Below are 17080 nucleotides of genomic sequence, written 5' to 3' on the forward strand. Positions count from 1 at the left end.
GGGGTGGCGGCCGCCCGGGCCGGGTAGGCGGACCGTGTGCCGGTACCCGAGGTGAGGCTGGTCAGCTACAACGTGCGCGCGCTGCGCGACTCCGCCGCCGCGGTGGCCAGGGTGGTCCGGGCGTGCGACCCGGACGTGCTCTGCCTGCAGGAGGCGCCGCGGCTGCTGCTCTGGCGGCACCGGAGGCGGCGGCTGGCCCGGGACACCGGCCTGGTGCCCGCGGTCAGCCGGCGGCCCGGCGGGCTGGCGGTGCTGGTCCGCCCCGGCGTGGCCGTGCTGGAGGCGCGGCACCGGAGGCTCAGCCGCCGCCCCGGCCTGCACCTGCGCGCGGTCTCGGTGGCGGTGCTGGACATCGGCGGCCGCCGCCTCGCGGTCGGCTGCACCCACCTGGACCTGGAGGAGCGCGCCCGGCTGGCGCACGCCCGGGAGGCGCTGGGCCACCTGGACCGGGCGGCGCTGCGGCACGGCGCGCCCGCGGTGCTGGCCGGCGACGTCAACTGCGGCCCGGACGGCGCGGCGTGGCGCCTCCTGGCCGGCGGCCTCGCCGACGCGGCGGCGGCCGCCCCGCTCGGTGAGGCCGCCACCTTCACCTCGCGCCGCCCGCGCATCCGGATCGACGGGGTCTTCACCGGCCCCGGCATCGAGGTGGCCGGCGCGGGCGTCCCGGTCGGCCTGGCGCGCCCCGAGGACATGGCGGCGGCCAGCGACCACCGCCCGGTCCTGGCGCTCCTCCGGCTCTGAGCGGCCGCCGGGCGCGCCTCCCCGCCCCGGAAACGCCGGCGGCGGCCCCGCGGGATGCGGGACCGCCGCCGGCCGGTGCCCGCGGGCGCCGGGTCAGTCCTTCTTCGCGGCGCGCTTCTCGCCGCGCCGGGCCTTCCGCTCGCCCTTGCGCTTGGCCCGGTCGGCGCGCCGCCGCTCCTTGGCGTCGGCGTGCTGCTCCTTGCGCTCCTCCTTGGCCGCCGCCTCCAGCTCGCGCTTGACCGACTGGGCGTAGCGGTCCACGTACTCCTGCCCGGAGAGGGCCATCAGCGCGTACATGATCTCGTCGGTCACCGCGCGCAGCACCCGGGGGTCCTTCTCCATGCCGTGGTAGCGGGAGAAGTCGAGCGGCTCGCCGAACACGACCTTGGGGCGGATTCCCAGCTTGGGCACGGTCTTCCCGGGCGGCATGATCTTCTCCAGGTTGATCATCGCCATCGGCACGACCGGGGCCCGGGACTCCAGGGCCAGCCGGGCCACGCCGGTGCGCCCGCGGTAGAGCCGGCCGTCGGGGGAGCGGGTGCCCTCGGGGTAGATGCCCAGCAGCTTGCCCTGCTTGAGCACCTTCAGGCCGGTGCGCAGCGCCCCCTCACTGGCCTTGCCGCCGGAGCGGTCGATCGGGATCTGCCCCACACCGCTGAAGAAGAGCCTGCTGACCAGCCCCTTGACCCCGGTGCCGGTGAAGTACTCGGCCTTGGCCAGGAAGGTGATCTTGCGGGGGAGGGGCAGCGGACCGAAGAAGTGGTCCGAGAAGGACAGGTGGTTGCTGACCATGATCGCGGGGCCCTGCCGGGGGACGTTCTCGACCCCGTAGGCGCGCGGTTGCCACAGCACCGCCAGCACCGGGCCCAGAATCGCCTTCACAACCCAGTAGAACACCGAGAATCACCCCCGCACCCGCGGGTGGTTTCCGGACATGGATGTCGGTTCGCCTTCCCGCTACCACGAACAATCGGGGACATCTTCGCATTGCTCGGGGCCGACTACCAATGTCGGGCGCCCGCGCGGGGGCCCGGAGGGGAGCCGGGGGTGCCCCGCGGAGGGTCGGCGGGTTAGGTTCGAGGCCCGGCCCCCGGCGCGTTCCGCCCCCTGGGGCCGGCGCGGAGACGGCGATGACGAGGAGTCCCCCATGCCGCTGCTGCCCGGAGCAGAACCGCTCAGCCGCACCGGCGGCCCCACAGGGGTGCTGCTCTGCCACGGGTTCACCGGATCACCCCGCTCGATGCGGCCGTGGGCCGAGCACCTCGCCGGCGCCGGGCTCACCGTGGAGCTGCCGCTGCTCCCCGGGCACGGCACCACCTGGCAGGAGATGAACCTCACCGGCAGCGCGCAGTGGCTCGCCGCGGTCGAGGCGGCGCTGCTGGACCTCCGGGACCGGTGCGACGAGGTGTTCGTGATGGGCCTGTCCATGGGCGGCTGCCTCGCCCTGCGCCTGGCCCAGCTGCACCCGGGCGCGGTGGCCGGGGCGGTCCTGGTCAACCCCTCGCTGGCGCTGGAGAACCCGCTCCTCCTCGCCGCCCCGCTGCTCAAGCACGTCCTGCCGTCCACCAAGGGGCTCGCCGACGACATCAAGCGGCCCGGCGTGCGGGAGGGCGGCTACGACCGGGTGCCGACGGCGGCCGCCGCGACACTCCCGGCGCTGTGGCGCGCGACGCGGCGGGGCATGGCCTCGGTGCAGGCGCCGGTTCTGGTCTACCGAAGTCCGGAAGATCATGTCATCGGGCCGCAGAGTCTGCGTATCCTCACGAGTAGGGCGGTCTGTGCGGAGGTCACCGTCCGCTCGCTGGACAACAGCTACCATGTCGCCACCCTGGACAACGATGCGGCCGTGATCTTCGAGGAAAGCCTCGGGTTCGTGCGCGAGCACAGCAGAAGCGGGGAAGGAAGACAGCGATGACGAATCGCCGCGGGAACGGGCTGCTCGCGGACGCCTACGTCCCGCTCATCCTGCTTCCCCCCGCAGCGGCCGACCTCATGCTGGAGGCGCTGGGGCGCTCCGGCATAGCGGCCTACGCGGTGCGCCTGGAATCCGATCCGCTGGACTCCGCACCGGAGGCCGCCGACGCCCCGATCGACCACCTCTACGTGGACGAGTCCGAGCGCGACGCCGCCGAGCGGGTGCTCCGCGCCGAACTGCCCGAGATCGGTGACGACCTGTCCGTCCCCGGCCTGGGCGCCCCCGCCGCGGAGGGCGGGGAGGACGGCGGGGCCGCCGCCCGGACCGCGGCGGACGGCACCGGGGACGACGTCTGGGCCGACCTGGTCGCCCGCTTCTACGAGTCCGACCCGGAGGGCCGGCCGGCCTGGCCGGACGCGGAGAACGTCTCGGCCGACGAGGAGGGGCCGGCGGAGCGCCGCCCCGCGGTCGGCGGCGACCTGCTCGCACCCGACTACGAGGCCGCCGACGAGGCCGCCGAGGAGCGCGAGCGCGCCTCCCGGACCGACGGGGAGGACGGCGCGGACCAGGGCGACCACTACGTTCCGCCTCCGCCGCCCCCGCTGCCCCGCGGAGACATGATCGGCCGGCTGGCCTGGGGCGGCCTGTTCGGCGGCCCCGCCGTCCTGCTGGCCTCCATGCTGGTCGGCGCCCGGCCGGGCTGGCTGGCGTTCTGCGCGGTGGCCGCGTTCATCGCGGGGTTCGTGGTGCTCGTCGTCCGGATGGGCGACCGCGCCTCCGGCGACAACGGCCCGGACGACGGCGCGGTCGTCTGACCGGGGCCCGAGCACACCGCCCACGGCGGAGCGGGCGCGCCGCCGAGAGCGGCCCCGCGAGGTGCCCGCCCGCGACCCCATACCCCCGGCCGCGCCCCGCCGCCGGCGCCGAGCGCGGCCCGCGCGCCAGCCGTCCGGAAGGGGCCAGGCCCCCGCCTGAGTCCTCCTCGCTCCCAGGCCGCCGCAGCCCGTCCGTTCCGTGTCCGGACACCGGTGGTAGGGCGCTCCGGGCGTTCCGCCTTCCCGTTCCGGCTCTCGGAAGGGCCGCGTGCCCGAGCGATGAGGGCGGAGAGGCGCGGGCGCCCGCCCCGCCGGCCCGCCCGTACTCCGGCCGGAGCGGAGGTGTTCCCTCCCGGGCGTCCGGCGCGGTCTTCCGGCTGGGCCGAGCGGAACCGGTGGCCTGTGCACTCGGCCCGTGTGCGGCCGCCGCCGGCCTGCGGGGCCCGCCGGGGCGGGCTGTGAGCCGCCCGATCCCCTGGTCCAACGGGGGACCGGAGCCGCCTCCCGGGGTGCGCGGGACGGGCGGTGCGGCCGCATCGGGACCCCTCCGGGGCCGGCACGCCCCCCTCAGGACACCTCGGCCCCGGCCGCCGCGTGCGGCCGCCGATGGCGCGGCAGTGCGCCCCGGCGGCGGAGCGGTGTCCGCTCCGGCGGCCCGCGACCGCCCGGCCCGCGTTCCGCCGCGGATCCGGCGTCCGGGAGACTGTGCTGTGCGCGGCCCGCGTCCTGCGGGTGAGGGGCGGAGACCGGGAAGGGGAGCGGGCGGTGGGTTTCGAGGCGGCGGTGTGGCGCGCCATAGCGGTGTTCCGCGCGGCCTCCCTGGCCTACGCCTTCTACCAGGTTTTCACCCACCGCGAGCTGCTGCTCCACCCGCTGGGGGCGGCCGCGGTGCTGGCGGTGATGGCGGCCTGGACCGGGTTCGCGGGATACGCCTACGGGCGGGGGCGGTTCGCCGAGCGGCGGCTGGCCGCGGCCGACGTCGCCATCGCGTTCGGCTGCATGGCGGCCACCTACGCCGTGGTGGAACCGGGCTACCTGCGGATGGCGCCGCCGCTGACCACCACCTGGTTCGCCGGCGCCGCGCTGGCCTCGGCGGTGGTCGGAGGGCGCCGGTGGGCGCTCTGCGTCGCCCTGGGGCACGGCGTCGCCGACATCGCCGGCCGGGTGCTGCTCGGCCTGGACATCACCGCCGCGGTACCGCGCGGCGTCGTACTGCTGCTGCTGGCCGGGTACTCGATGGGCTACCTCGCGCACTACGCGCTCCGCGCCGAGCGGCGGCTCGCCGAGGCGGTCGCGATCGAGGCCCGCACCTCCGAGCGGGAGCGGCTGGCCCGGTCCATCCACGACTCGGTGCTGCAGGTACTGGCGATGGTGAGCCGGCGCGGCGCGGAGATCGGCGGAGAGGCCGCGGAACTCGGCCGCCTCGCCGGCGAGCAGGAGGTCCGGTTGCGCACCCTGATCAGCAGCGGCCCTGCGGCCCGGCCGCCCGGGATGGAGGGCGCGGCGCCGCCGGCGGGCGGCAGGGTCCCGGTCCGCCCCGGCGGGGGCGGGGGCGCCCCCGGCGGCGCCGGCGACCTGCGCGCCGCCCTGGCCGGCTACGAGTCGGCGCGGGTCACCTTCTCCGCCCCGGCCGACCCGGTCCCGCTGCCCGCCGACGCCGTCGAGGAGATCGCCGCGGCGGTGGGCGCGGTTCTGGCCAACGTCGAGCGGCACTGCCCGCCGGAGACCCGCGCCTGGCTCCTCCTGGAGGACGAGGGGGAGGCGGTCACCGTGACCGTCCGCGACGACGGGCCGGGCATGCCGCCCACCCGCCCCGCCGAGGCCGAGGCCCAGGGGCGCCTCGGGCTCGCCCAGTCGGTCCTCGGCCGCATCCGCGACCTCGGCGGCGAGACCGAGATCACCACCGCCCCCGGCGAGGGCACCGAGGTCGAGATGCGCGTCCCGCTCTCCCCGGACACCCGGGGCTGAACCCGACCCCGGAGCGTGGAGCCGGAAAAGTCGGCCGGAAAGTGAACCGTTCGGAGAACGGCCGCTACGTACCCGGCATGGCGGATCCGAGCGTGTGGGTGTACGAGGCCGGGAGGGCCGGTCCGGCGGCGATCGCGGCGCCGGCCGGCATCGCGGTGCTGATCGCCGCCGCGACCGCCGGGGCCGGCATCGATTGGGGGCCGCTCGGGGTGTGGGGGGCGAACGCAGTGGTCGCCCTGGCCGCCGGGATGGCCGCGGTCGCGGCGGTGGGACGCGAGCACGCGCTCGAACTGCAGCTCACTCTTCCGGTCTCCTATCGGGTGACCGTACTGCGCAGGCTCGTTCCGGTGGCCGCCGCGGCCCTGGTCGGCGGAGCGGTGGCCGCGGCCGCCGTGGCGGCAGGGCACCCCCGGATCGGGTCGGCCGAGGCGGTGCTCGGCGCGTGCGGCTTCATCCTGCTGACGATCGGTGCGGGGAGCTGGGGAGCGATCCGCACGGGGTCGGCCGCAGGCGGGTCCTCCCTGGTACTCGGGGCGTGGGTGGTGAAGCTCTTCTTCCTGGACCGGCTCGCCGGGCCGCCCGCTCTCCAGACGGTGTTGTTCGGAGCCGGTGCGGCGCTGCTCATCGGCCTCGCCGTGCGGCGGCTGGGGGATACGGAGGCACTGATGGAGAAGGGGCGGCGGGACGAATGACTGTACTTTCGGCGCCGGGGACGTTCGGCACACTGCGCTACGAGGCGCTGATGGCAGTGCGGCGGCGGATCCTCTGGTACGCGATGGCGCCGCTGTCGCTTCTGGCCCTGATGGCGGTCACGAACCTACCGGGCTCCATCGACGACGGCGTCCGGCACGCGGGGAACGCCGCTGTGACGGCCGCGATGATCTGTGTGCCCGGAGTCGTGGTCGCATTGGCCGACCGCCTGGCCGAAGGGACGCGGGCGGGTATGGGGGAGCTGGTCGCGGCCGCGCCGTGCAGCGGGGCGGCCCGCCTGGCGGCGATGCTCGCGGCACCGCTGGGGGTCGCGCTGCTGCCGCCGCTGCTGGTCGTGCTCAGTGCCGGCCTCATGGGGGCGCTGGCCGACGGGGGACCTGTACCGATCGGGGCTGCCCTGCTCGCCTTCGGAGTGGTCCTGCTGCCGGGAGCGGCCGCGGCCACCGCGTTCGCCGCGCTGCTGGGCCTGCTGATGCCCCCGGTCCTGGCGAGGGTGGCCGCCGCGCTGGTCTGGTTCTGGAGCACCATCGCCACACCGCAGCTGAGCCCGGTGCCGACCCCCACGGGAACTCTACTCTCCCCGAGCGGCGGTTATCCGGCGGCGGCCTGGGCGGGACAGCCCGAGGTCCTGGCGCACAGGTTCCTGGACGGCCCGCTGAGCCCGCCGGCCAGTACCGGGTGGGCCCTGGTCAACCTGGCGATCGTCGGCGGGATGACGGTGCTGTTCGTGGTCCTTTCCGGCCTGGCCATCGCCGGGCGCCGGTGATCGGGAGAGAGAACGAGAGGCGACAGGAGCACCGTGCACATCGAGATCAGCGGATTGACCAAGGTGTTCAAGGGCGGGCACCGGGCGCTGGACGGCGTCGACCTGCGCATCGACGGGGGAATGCTCGGCCTGCTCGGCGCCAACGGCGCCGGAAAGACGACTCTGATGCGCATTCTCACAGGGACCGTGCGGCCCACCTCCGGACGGGTCGTCATCGGCGGCCATGATCTCGCCACCGGTGCCGGCCGTACCGCGGCCAAGCGGATGATCGGCTATTTGCCCCAGGAGCTCACCCCCTACCCGGACCTGACCGGTCGGGAGTTCCTCGACTACCTGGCCCTGCTCAAGGGAGTCGGCGACAAGCGCATGCGCCGCGCCCAGATCGACGGCCTGCTCGTTCAGGTCGGCTTGGAAGAGGAGGGCGGCAGACGCATCGCAGGGTACTCGGGCGGCATGCGGCGTCGGATCGGCATAGCGCAGAGCCTGCTGGGCGACCCGCGCCTGATCATCGTCGACGAGCCGACCGCGGGGCTGGACCCCGAGGAGCGTATGCGGTTCCGCTCGCTCCTGGCCTCCCTGGGACGGGAGCGCACGGTCCTGCTCAGCACGCACATCCTCGACGACGTGGGGCAGAGCTGCCCGCACGCCGCGGTACTGGACCGGGGGCGGGTGGTGTTCCAGGGGCGCACCGGGGAGCTGACCGGGGCGGCCACCGGGCGGACCTTCGAGGTTCCGGCGGACGTCCCGCTGGCTTCCGGCGTCGCGCTGGTGAACACCGCGGGCGCGGTGCACCGGGTCATCGCGGCGGAGCCCCCGCCGGGTGCCCGCCCGGTCGAGCCGACCCTGGAGGACGGCTATGTCGCTCTACTCCGGGGGGTTCGCGGAGAGTGATCGGAGGGGGCGCACCGGAGTGAGAGGAGGGGGAGAGGGGGATGAAACGGGCCTCGGGGCATGCCCGGGGCCGCTGGGCGGCGAAGTGAAAAGTGCTCCGTATCGGGCCCCGGTGGTAATTGTTCCTCTTTTTCGGGGTCCGTTCTCGCCATGCCCTTTTTCGGAGGGCCGGCCTGCCGAATGCGGGTGAGTGAAAAGGGGGTTCCGCGGCCCGAACAATGGTTTTGAGAATGGTGCGCTGTTTCTCACGTCCGTTTGCATCTGCCAGGGAAGTGGAGGGGGTGGCCAGAGTCGGTCACCGGCTTCGCCGCTGGTCTTTGGCTTATTTCATTCTATTCCGACTTGAAAAGTGGGGTTCCGTGCAGAGGGGTGGGAAGAGGTGGTGTGCGCGTGCTCTGGGGGTGTCCGAGATCGGACAGCGTTGACGGCGCCCTTCTGACGTGCAATTTCATTGCCGTTTCCGGTCTTTGGGCGGCGGGTGGGCGAATTTTTTGTCTCATGCTCCTTGCGGGGTTGAGGGGGGTGGGTTTCATGGTTTTTGGTCGGGCCGCGGCCGACTTGGCAGGGAAATCGGTGTGCCACTCCCTGGTCGCCGATAGTGAAATTCCATCTGATAGCAGGAGGGTATTGATGAACAGCGACCTGATCGCCGAGAAGTACGACGGTGCTGCCGGTGGCGACATGTTCGACCTGGACCTCGAGGTCAGCGTCGAGGCCACCAGCGTCAGCCCCGCGGTGAGCAGCAACTTCCTGTGCACCCCGGGCTGCACCAGCCCGGGCGGCGGCAGCTTCTGCAGCTACTGCTGCTGACCTTCCGAACCGGCCGGGGCCGCTCTGGGAGCGGTCCCGGCCCCTTTGCGGCGATCGCCGACCGCGAAGAGGAACGCACAGACAGGACGGAGAAGCATGCCGGAACCGTTGTTCGAGGGGTGAGACATCTGCCTCGTCAGGGCTCCGCTGTCCGAAAGGATCACCTCGCTCGGGGCGTCGGTCTCCGCGGAGCCGCGTAGCCGGGAGGGGATGCTGGCCCTGCTGCAGGCCGCAGTGGCCGATCCTTTGCTGGTGGAGGCCGTGGCACTGGCCTCGTCGAGTCTTTCCGGGGTATTGGACCGGGTGGCCTCCGGGAACGCCGGAGGGCTCTCCGACAAGCGGTTGCGGAAAGCCGTGCTCTCCGTGCAGCGCTACGACGTCCGGCTGCGTACCCGCCCGACCCCCTTCGGGGTCTTCGCCGGCGTGTGCGCCGGCAGGTTCGGCCCTTCGGCGAAGATCGCCCGGGGGAGGCGGCACCGCACCCGGACCCGGATGGACATGGAGTGGCTGCAGAGCATCGTGCACCGCCTGGAGCGCGATCCGGCGGTGCTCCGCGGGGTGCGCGTCCAGTCTCACCAGGCCCTGGTGGTCAGCGGAGGGCGGGTGGTGCTGCCCGCGCCTTCCACCCAGGGGGCGCCCGTCGACGCCTCGGCTCCCAGCCGGGTCTCGGTCCGAGCCTCGGCGCCGGTCCTGCTGGCCGTGGAGCGGGCGGTCAGGCCGCTGCCCTTCAGCGAGCTGAGCGCCCTCGCGGCCGAGCGGTTCCCCGGAACCCCCATGCCGCGGATCGAGGGCCTGCTCACCGCGCTGATCGGTCAGGAGATCCTGATCACCTCGCTCCGTCCGCCCCTGAACGGGAGCGATCCCTTGGACCACCTGCTCGCGGTACTCCCCGCGGAGGGGAGCCTGGACGGCGATAGCGGAAGAATCCATGGCGAACTGGTCGAACTCGACCGGATGCGCAAGGAGTACGACGAGACCCCGGTCGGCTGCGGCCATCGCGAGCTGGTCGGCCTGCGTACCCGGGCCGAAGCGCTGGAAGCGGCCGCGACACCACTGCACATCGACACCGGACTCGACGCCGAAGTGCGCTTCCCCGAGGAGGTCCGGCGCGAGGTCGAACGGACCGCCGAAGTGCTCTGGAAGCTGTCCACGCCACGCCTGGGCATGCGCTCCCTGCGCTCCTACCACGCCTGGTTCCTGGAGCGCTACGGCGTGGACCGCATGGTCCCGCTCCTGGAGCTGCTGGACGAGAACCGCTCCCTGGGAGCCCCGCCCGGGTACGACTGGCCGCCTTCGGAGCGACCGGAGGAACAGCCGGAGGAGGCGTACCACGCCCGCCGCGACCGGGCGCTCGCCCGCCTGGTCGCCGATGCGCTCCGGTACGGCCTGCGTGAGGTGCGCATCGACGACGAGGTGCTCGCCGAACTCGTCCGGGATCGGGCGGACGAGGCGGACCTGCCGAACTCCTGCGAACTCTACGTGCACGTCGTGGCGCCCTCGGAGCAGGCCATGGAGTCCGGCGAGTTCCGCGTTGTCCCCGCCCCCAACCCCGGCTCGCATCATGCGGGGGCGACCCTGGGGCGCTTCGCCGACCTGCTGGGGCCGGTCCAGGCGGAGTTCGAGGTCCTGCGGAGCTCGGTTCCCGGACACGTCCGCGGCGCCGTGACGGCGGATCTCTCCTTCACCCCCCGCTCGGGCAAGGCCGCCAACCTGGCCCATGTGGCTCCGCACACCGGGGCCCGCATCGCCTCCGGGCTCCCCGACGTCACCGGGCCCGAGGAGCTCAGACTCTCGGACCTAGCGGTCGGTGCGACCTTGGAGCGGTTCTGCGTCGTGCATGTACCCACCGGCCGCGAGGTCCTGCCGGTGCTGCCGAGCATGATCAGCCCGGAGGCGCAGGCCTCTAATCCCGTCCGCTTCCTGCACGAGGCGGGCAACGAAGGACAGCGGCTGTGGGAGCCGTGGGACTGGGGGCCGATGGCGAACGCGCCTTTCCTGCCGGGCGTCCGGTACGGACGCACCCAGCTCGCTCCGCCCACGTGGCGGCTGGATCCGCTCTGCGCCACGGCCGCCTCCCAGCCGAGCGCCGAGGAGTGGGGGAGAGCACTGGACGCCTGGCGCGAAGAATGGAGACCGCCGCGCCGGATCCTCGCCCTCAGCACCGACCAGCGGCTGATGCTGGACCTCGACGACCCCTGAGACCGGGACCTGCTCTGCGACGAGCTCCGCAGAAACCCCGAACTGCTCGCTCGGGAGATACCTGGTGAGGGGGAGGGGTGGTTGGACGGCGGGGTCGGCGGCCACCTCATGGAGGTGGTCGTCCCCTTGGTGCGGCGCCGCTCCGAACCGTCCCGGGTGCCTTATCAAGGGCGGATCGAACCGAGGCGGACCAGGCACGGGCTCGGCGGGCCCTGGCTCTACCTCAAGCTGCGGACCGCCCGCCGCACACAGGACGACCTGGTCCGGGGCCGCCTCGGAGAGCTCGTCGAGGCCGCCGCCTCGGCCGGCGCCGAACGCTGGTTCTTCATCCGCTACACCGAGGGGGGCGAGCACTGGCTGCGGGTCCGCTTCGGCGGCCCACCGGACATCTTGTGGTCCGCGGTCGCCCCCGCAGTGGGGGCGGTCCTCGCGGAGTGGGAACGGAACGGCGTCGTCGCCGGCCACCTCGTGGACCAGTACGACCCCGAGGTGGAGCGCTACGGCGGCCCGGCGGTCCAAGCGGCGGCCGAACGGCTCTTCCAGGAGGACAGCACGGCGACCGTGCGGCTGCTGCGGATGCTCCGGGACGCGGATGCGGTCTCTCTGGACCGGGAGGAGGCGGCGGCGGTCTCGCTCGCCTCGCTCGCGCACGCTTTCGGCCCGCCGGCCCCGGGGCAGTCGTGGGTGGCGGAGTTCGCTGACGATCCCGCGGCCGCCTGGCTGTCGGTGACCGGGACGCACCGGGAGGTCCCCGACCGCTATCGGGCGGACCGGGAGGCATGGCGCGCCCTGCTCGACCCGGTCGGCGGATGGCCCGGGCTCCGCTCCCGCCTGGGCGGGGAGTCACTGCTCGAGGCGCTCGCGGAACGCGACGCGGCGGCCGCGGAGTACGGGACGCTGCTCCGGGACGCAGCCGCCCGAGGAGAGGGCGCCACCCCCCAGGCGAGGGTCGCGGGAAGCCTTATGCACATGACCTGCAACCGCCTCTTCGGCGGTGACTCCGACCGGGAGCGCGACCTGCTCGGCATCGTCCGTGCCGCGGTGCACGACAACCGGAAGCGCAGGAGGTACACGCGATGACGACGGTGCAGAGTGGACGGCGCGAGGAGGCGGGGGACCGGGAGCGCCTCGCCGCCGAAGCGGTCCGGGCCGCAGAGGACGTGGCGGAAAGGCTGGCCGACCCGGAACGGGTGGCGGCCGTGGCTGGGCGGGACGGCAACAGGGAACCGGTGTACGGTGCGCCTGTCTGGGAACCCACCACACTCTCCCACGGTCACCCGGGCATCGCTCTCCTCCACGCGGAGCTCTCCGCGGTCGACGGAGGCTGGGCCGAGGTCGCGCACCGGCACGTTCGGGCGGCGGCCGAGAGGTTGTCGTCCTCACCGAGCGTGGGACTGTTCGGCGGACCGGCCGCCGTGCTCGCCGCGACCCAGGCGTGCGCCCACCGGGTACCGGGCAGTTACGTGAAACTGCGCCGTCGGCTCGCCGACTGGCTCGCCCGGGACCAGACGGAGCGCCTGGCGGCGGCGTCCGCTCGCCGCGAGGCCGGTGAGGTCGGTGTCGGATGGCACGACTACGACGTGATCAATGGACTCTCCGGGACCGGGCGCCTGCTCCTGGAGGCCGCGGACGACCCGGTGGAGCGCGGCCCCGACACGGAGGCCGCGCTGGAGGGGACGCTGCGGCATCTGGTCCGCATCACCGAACCGATCCGGCACGGCGGGCGCGAGCTTCCGGGCTGGTGGGTTCCGAACGGGCGGCAGCCGGTCGAGCAGGACCGCCGAGACTACCCCGACGGCGATTTCAACCTCGGCCTGGCCCACGGGATCCCGGGGCCGCTGGCCCTGTTCGCGGCCGCGCTCGACCGCGGGCGGGAGGTTCCGGGGCAGCGGGAGGCGATGCGGCGGATCGCCGAATGGCTGCTGTCCTGGCGCCTGGAGGACGGCGCCGGGGCCTACTGGCCCTGCCGGGTGAGTCTGGAGGAGCAGTGCTCGCCGGAGCGCCCCGGCACCGCTTTCACTCGGACGGCTTGGTGCTACGGGGCTCCCGGAGTGGCGAGTGCCCTGTACCGGGCGGGCCTCGCCGCGGGCGTCCCGGGATGGTGCACGGCGGCGACCGATGCGCTGCGCTCGGCCCTGGAGCGGGATGAGCGCCTCTGGCGGCTGGAAGGAACGACCGTCTGCCACGGACTGGCCGGCTTCCTGCACGTCCTCTGGAGGGTGGGGAGCCGCTCCGGGGACCCGGTGCTCCTAGAGGGGGCCGCGCGCCTGGCACGCGATGTGCTCGGGCGGCAGGACGGGGCGGCCGCGTTCCTCTTCCCCCACCTGGTCCCGGATTCACCCGAGGGATGGCGGGACGAGAGCGCCTCGGTCCGCCCCCTGGACATCGCCGGAGTACTGGAAGGCGCGGCGGGCACCGCGTGCGCGCTGCTCTCCTTTGCCCGGCAAGGGGAGGCGGACCCGGTCTGGGACCGCTGCCTGGCGCTGAGCTGACGGAAAGGAACGCCGACTGAGATGAAGGAGGAGACAGCCGTGGCGGACGGTTCCGACGGCGGGGCGGCCGTGCCGAAGAGGCTCCTGCTGGGGGTGAGCGGATCCATCGCCCTGCTGGCCCTCCCCTCCTACCTGTACGCTTTCCGGGCAGCGGGGGTGGAGCAGATCGCCGCAGTGTTCACCCGCACGGCAGAGCGGATGCTGCCGGCGGCGGGGATGCGCGCGATCTGCGAGGGCGTTTACACCGAAGACGAGCACGGCAGGGGACACGTCGCCCTTGGCCGGTGGGCCGACCGGATGCTGGTGCTCCCGGCGACGGCCCACACCCTCGGCTGCCTCGCAGGCGGACTGGCCCCCAACCTGCTCTGCTCGGTGGCACTGGCAGCCGAATGCCCGGCCGTGCTCGTGCCCGCGATGAACCCGGCGATGTGGCGCAAGGCCGCGGTGCGGCGCAACGTCGCCCGCCTCCGGGAGGACGGCTACGACGTGGTCGACCCCCTTCCAGGGACCACCTACGAGGTGGCCACGCATTCGCTGGTCCAAGGGCTTGCGCCGCCCCCTCCCGAAGAGATATTGCGCCGCCTGTCACCCGGGCCCGCCGGCGTCCGGGAGGCCGGGTGAAGGCGGCAGGGGCATCGTCGGACGGCCTGCTGGAGTGGTTGGAAGCCAACCTCGAGTGGTTCGACCCCGAACGCTGGGCCCGCTACCTCCCGGTGCGGCGCTTTCCGGGGACGCCGGTACTGGAGCTGCTGTCCGTCCTGCGGGCACTGCGGCGCGGACCGCGTGCGAACGATGTGGAACGCCTGGTCCCTCCTGTGCTGGAGTTGGCCGAAGCGGTGGCGGGAAGCGCCTCCTTCGACGCCCGGATGCGGAGGGCGGACGACTCGTTCGCCTACCACGTGTGGCTGCTGGCGCTGATCGAGGAGCTGGGCGGGTGCGCGGAGTCCGGCCGCGCTCAGGCCCGGCGCCTCCTCGAAGTCGGAGCCGGGGACGTCGCCGGCCGGTACCGGCCCCCGGCCGGGGCCCTGGAACTGGGGTACGTCCTGGAATTGGCCGGGATCGACGCGGGGCTGCCCAGGACCGCCGAGCTCTACCGGCGCTGCGCACCGCACTTCTCCGCGGACCCGGTGCACCTCACCGACGGTGACGCCTACGGAATCACTCACATCCTGTTCTACGCGACCGACTTCGGAGCCCAGCGTCCGGACGGCCCGGACCGCGGCAGAACCGTGCTCCGCCTGCTCGGCACCTATCTGGCCGAAGCCGACTTCGATCTCTCCGCGGAGCTGCTGTTCTGCGGGCGGATCCTGGGGCTGGACGGGCACCGGTTCGTCGAGCACGGGCACCGGTCGCTGGCCGCCGCCCAGCACACCGACGGCGCCATGCCCAGCCGCCTGTTCGACCCGGTTACCGCGGCTGGGGCCACCGGCGAGCGGGCCCGGGCCTACGTGTTCGGCACCTGCTACCACCCGACGATCGCGGCGGCCCTGGCAGTCGCCGGAGGAGGCCCCGGATGATGTGGCTGAGGCCCGATCTGCTGGCCGAGGCGTCCGACCGGCTGCGCGCCTCGGCGTCCCCCGCCGCCCCGGTGGAACGGGCCGTGGACGGTGGCCCGTGCGACCCGCTCGACCTGCTGGGAGCGGATCCCGGGAGCGCCGCCGAGCGGCTCGCGGCGCTGCCCGCCGGGGAGATCCGGGACGAAGACAGGGAACTGTACGGCGTCGCCCTGGAGTCCGCGGTGGCCGTTGCGGTCCGGGCGGGCGATCTCGCGGCCGCGGCCGCGCTCGCCCGCGCCGCTGCGCGCCTTGGCCCGGAGGGGGCGGAGGCGGCGGTGGGGGAGCAGCGGCATTCATCATCGCCAGGCAGCTTCCGGACGGCGGGTTTGGGCCGGAAGCACCGCCCGGCGCGGCGGCTGCCTGCGCGGATGCGCTCGACGAGGTCCTCGCCGCGGTCGGCGGCGGGAGGGAAGGAGGCGGTGAGCGGTGACGATGGCCGACGAAGAGGCAGCCGTACGGCCGAGGGCAGGCAGTCCGCTGCGTACTCTGTGGGGGCATGCCCTCCGTCACCGGTGGATGCTCCTCGCGGGAGGCGGGCTCGCCCTGGCCGGCGGGGCGACCGGACTGGCGCAGCCGCTGGTCGCCAAGGCGGTGATCGACGGAGTGGCCGAGGGGACCTCGCTGGCCCGCCCGCTGGTCCTGCTGGGCCTGCTGGTCGTGGGCGGTGCACTCGTCCAGGCGTGCGGGGTCTACCTGCTGGAGCGCACTGCCCAGCACATCGTTCTGGGGGCCCGCAGCCGGTTGTTCACGGGGATGCTGAGCCTGAAGGTGGGCGAGGTGGACCGGCTCAAACCCGGTGACCTGGTCTCCCGGGCCACCGCGGACACCACGCTGCTGCGTTCCGTGGCCACCAGCGGGTTCTCCCAGGCCGCGTCCAGTGTCCTGCTGATGGCCGGGGCGATCGTCCTCATGGGCCTTTTGGACCCGGTCATGCTCACCGTGGCGCTGGGAGCGCTGCTGGGCCTGGTCGCCGTGATGGGCCTCGTCCTCCCCAGGATCGGGCGCGCCACCGTCGCCGCCCAGGAAGCGGTCGGGGACATGGGGGCGCGGCTCGAGCGGGTGTTCGGAGCCTTCCGCACGGTCAAGGCGAACGGCGGGGAGAAGGCGGAGGGGGCGGTGCTGGAGCGGGCGGCCCGGCAGGCCTGGCGCAGGGGCGTCGACGTCGCCGGCTGGACCGCGGCCTCGATGACCGTCTCCGGGCTGGCCATGCAGGTGTGCTTCCTCGCGGTCCTGGGGGTCGGCGGCGCCCGGGTGGCCTCCGGAGCCCTGGAGGCGTCCTCGTTGATCGCCTTCCTGCTGCTGCTCTTCTACCTGTCCTCCCCAATCTCCACCCTGGTCGACGCGGTGACTGCGCTGCAGGCGGGGCTGGCGTCAGTGCAGAGGATCGAAGAGGTGCAGGCGCTGCCCAAGGAGCGTCAGGAGGGACGGGCGCCGCACGCGCCGCCGGAATCGGGGGCGGATCCGGGGAGCGTCTCCTTCGAGGGCGTCTCGTTCCGCTACAGGCCGGACCTCCCGCCGGTGCACAGCGGGGTGGACTTCGCCGCGCCCGGACGGGGCCTGACCGCGCTGGTGGGTCCTTCGGGGGCGGGGAAGACGACGGTGTTCTCCCTGATCGAGCGGTTCTACGATGCCGAGGCGGGAACCGTCCGCTTCGAGGGGGTGGACGTGCAGGACTGGCCGCTGGCCGAGCTGCGCGGGGCCATCGGCTACGTGGAGCAGGACGCGCCGGTCCTCGAGGGTACCCTCCGGGAGAACCTGACGCTGGGGCGCGCCGCAGACGAGGAGGAACTGGCCGAGGTGGTCCGGAGGACCCGCCTCGAGCACCTGGTGGCCGGGCTGCCCGACGGCCTGGACGCGCCGGTCGGCCACCGGGGGACGACGCTGTCGGGCGGGGAGCGCCAGCGGATCGCGATCGCGCGGGCGCTGCTGCGCCGGCCCCGTCTGCTCCTTCTGGACGAGGCGACCTCACAGCTGGACGCAGCGAACGAGACCGCTTTGAAAGAGGTGATCCTCGATGTCGCGAAGGAGACCGGCGTCATCGTGGTGGCCCACAGGCTTTCGACGGTGACCAGCGCGGACCGCATCGTCGTCATGGACGCTGGGCGTGTCCGGGCGACGGGGAGCCACCAGGAGCTTCTGCGGGGGGACGAACTCTACCGGGACCTCGCAGCGGCCCAGCTGATCACCGCGGGGGACTGAGGAGGCCGGAGCCCGGG

15 protein-coding genes are annotated in these 17080 nt (G+C 73.8%); 14 read left to right on the top strand and 1 reads right to left on the bottom strand.

Features of this window, described 5'->3' with window-relative positions:
* Positions 1–36: 36 nt before the first annotated feature.
* The gene (locus J0910_RS11695) at positions 37–741 is read left to right on the top strand and encodes an endonuclease/exonuclease/phosphatase family protein (protein ID WP_420158529.1); all 705 of its coding nucleotides are present in this window, start codon (positions 37–39) and stop codon (positions 739–741) included.
* A 93-nt stretch (positions 742–834) separates the two neighbouring features.
* Here J0910_RS11695 and J0910_RS11700 read toward each other — a convergent pair whose 3' ends face one another.
* Entirely contained in the window at positions 835–1638 is an 804-nt protein-coding gene (locus J0910_RS11700; protein ID WP_420158530.1) for a lysophospholipid acyltransferase family protein, read from the bottom strand.
* Positions 1639–1888: 250 nt separating this feature from the next.
* Here J0910_RS11700 and J0910_RS11705 point away from each other — a divergent pair, with 250 nt between their 5' ends.
* The 13 genes from J0910_RS11705 to J0910_RS11765 all read left to right on the top strand — a co-directional run bounded on the left by J0910_RS11705 (position 1889) and on the right by J0910_RS11765 (position 17063).
* On the top strand, positions 1889–2656 hold the full coding sequence (locus tag J0910_RS11705) for an alpha/beta hydrolase (protein WP_420158531.1): 768 nt from the start codon (positions 1889–1891) through the stop codon (positions 2654–2656).
* Positions 2653–3471 carry a hypothetical protein gene (locus J0910_RS11710; protein ID WP_420158532.1) on the top strand — a complete coding sequence of 273 codons (819 nt, stop codon included), beginning with the start codon at positions 2653–2655 and terminating at the stop codon, positions 3469–3471. The genes J0910_RS11705 and J0910_RS11710 overlap by 4 nt, the downstream gene beginning before the upstream one ends.
* A 765-nt stretch (positions 3472–4236) precedes the next feature.
* A complete protein-coding gene (macS, locus tag J0910_RS11715; protein WP_420158533.1) occupies positions 4237–5439 on the top strand; it encodes a MacS family sensor histidine kinase in 1203 nt (400 codons plus the stop codon).
* Between the two features lie 77 nt (positions 5440–5516).
* The gene (locus tag J0910_RS11720) at positions 5517–6131 is read left to right on the top strand and encodes a hypothetical protein (protein WP_420158534.1); all 615 of its coding nucleotides are present in this window, start codon (positions 5517–5519) and stop codon (positions 6129–6131) included.
* Positions 6128–6916: a hypothetical protein gene (locus J0910_RS11725; protein WP_420158535.1), complete on the top strand. Its 789-nt coding sequence runs from the start codon at positions 6128–6130 to the stop codon at positions 6914–6916. Before J0910_RS11720 ends, J0910_RS11725 begins: the two co-directional genes overlap by 4 nt.
* 33 nt (positions 6917–6949) lie before the next feature.
* Positions 6950–7807: an ABC transporter ATP-binding protein gene (locus J0910_RS11730; protein ID WP_420158536.1), complete on the top strand. Its 858-nt coding sequence runs from the start codon at positions 6950–6952 to the stop codon at positions 7805–7807.
* Between the two features lie 630 nt (positions 7808–8437).
* The gene (locus tag J0910_RS11735) at positions 8438–8617 is read left to right on the top strand and encodes a gallidermin family lantibiotic (protein WP_420158537.1); all 180 of its coding nucleotides are present in this window, start codon (positions 8438–8440) and stop codon (positions 8615–8617) included.
* Between the two features lie 210 nt (positions 8618–8827).
* A complete protein-coding gene (locus tag J0910_RS11740; protein WP_420158538.1) occupies positions 8828–10816 on the top strand; it encodes a lantibiotic dehydratase family protein in 1989 nt (662 codons plus the stop codon).
* A gap of 81 nt (positions 10817–10897) precedes the next feature.
* Positions 10898–11896, top strand: a complete 999-nt coding sequence (locus J0910_RS11745) for a thiopeptide-type bacteriocin biosynthesis protein (RefSeq protein ID WP_420158539.1) — start codon at positions 10898–10900, stop codon at positions 11894–11896.
* Positions 11893–13308, top strand: coding sequence for a lanthionine synthetase C family protein (locus J0910_RS11750; protein WP_420158540.1), 1416 nt, complete (start codon positions 11893–11895; stop codon positions 13306–13308). Before J0910_RS11745 ends, J0910_RS11750 begins: the two co-directional genes overlap by 4 nt.
* Positions 13309–13347: 39 nt before the next feature.
* Complete coding sequence (locus J0910_RS11755; protein ID WP_420158541.1) at positions 13348–13929, top strand: flavoprotein; 582 nt, start codon at positions 13348–13350, stop codon at positions 13927–13929.
* Positions 13926–14825, top strand: a complete 900-nt coding sequence (locus J0910_RS11760) for a DUF6895 family protein (RefSeq protein ID WP_420158542.1) — start codon at positions 13926–13928, stop codon at positions 14823–14825. Before J0910_RS11755 ends, J0910_RS11760 begins: the two co-directional genes overlap by 4 nt.
* 555 nt (positions 14826–15380) lie before the next feature.
* Entirely contained in the window at positions 15381–17063 is a 1683-nt protein-coding gene (locus tag J0910_RS11765) for an ABC transporter ATP-binding protein (RefSeq protein WP_420158543.1), read from the top strand.
* Positions 17064–17080 lie beyond the last annotated feature (17 nt).

It is taken from the genome of Nocardiopsis oceanisediminis (assembly GCF_048595525.1).
Lineage (GTDB): Bacteria > Actinomycetota > Actinomycetes > Streptosporangiales > Streptosporangiaceae > Nocardiopsis_A > Nocardiopsis_A oceanisediminis.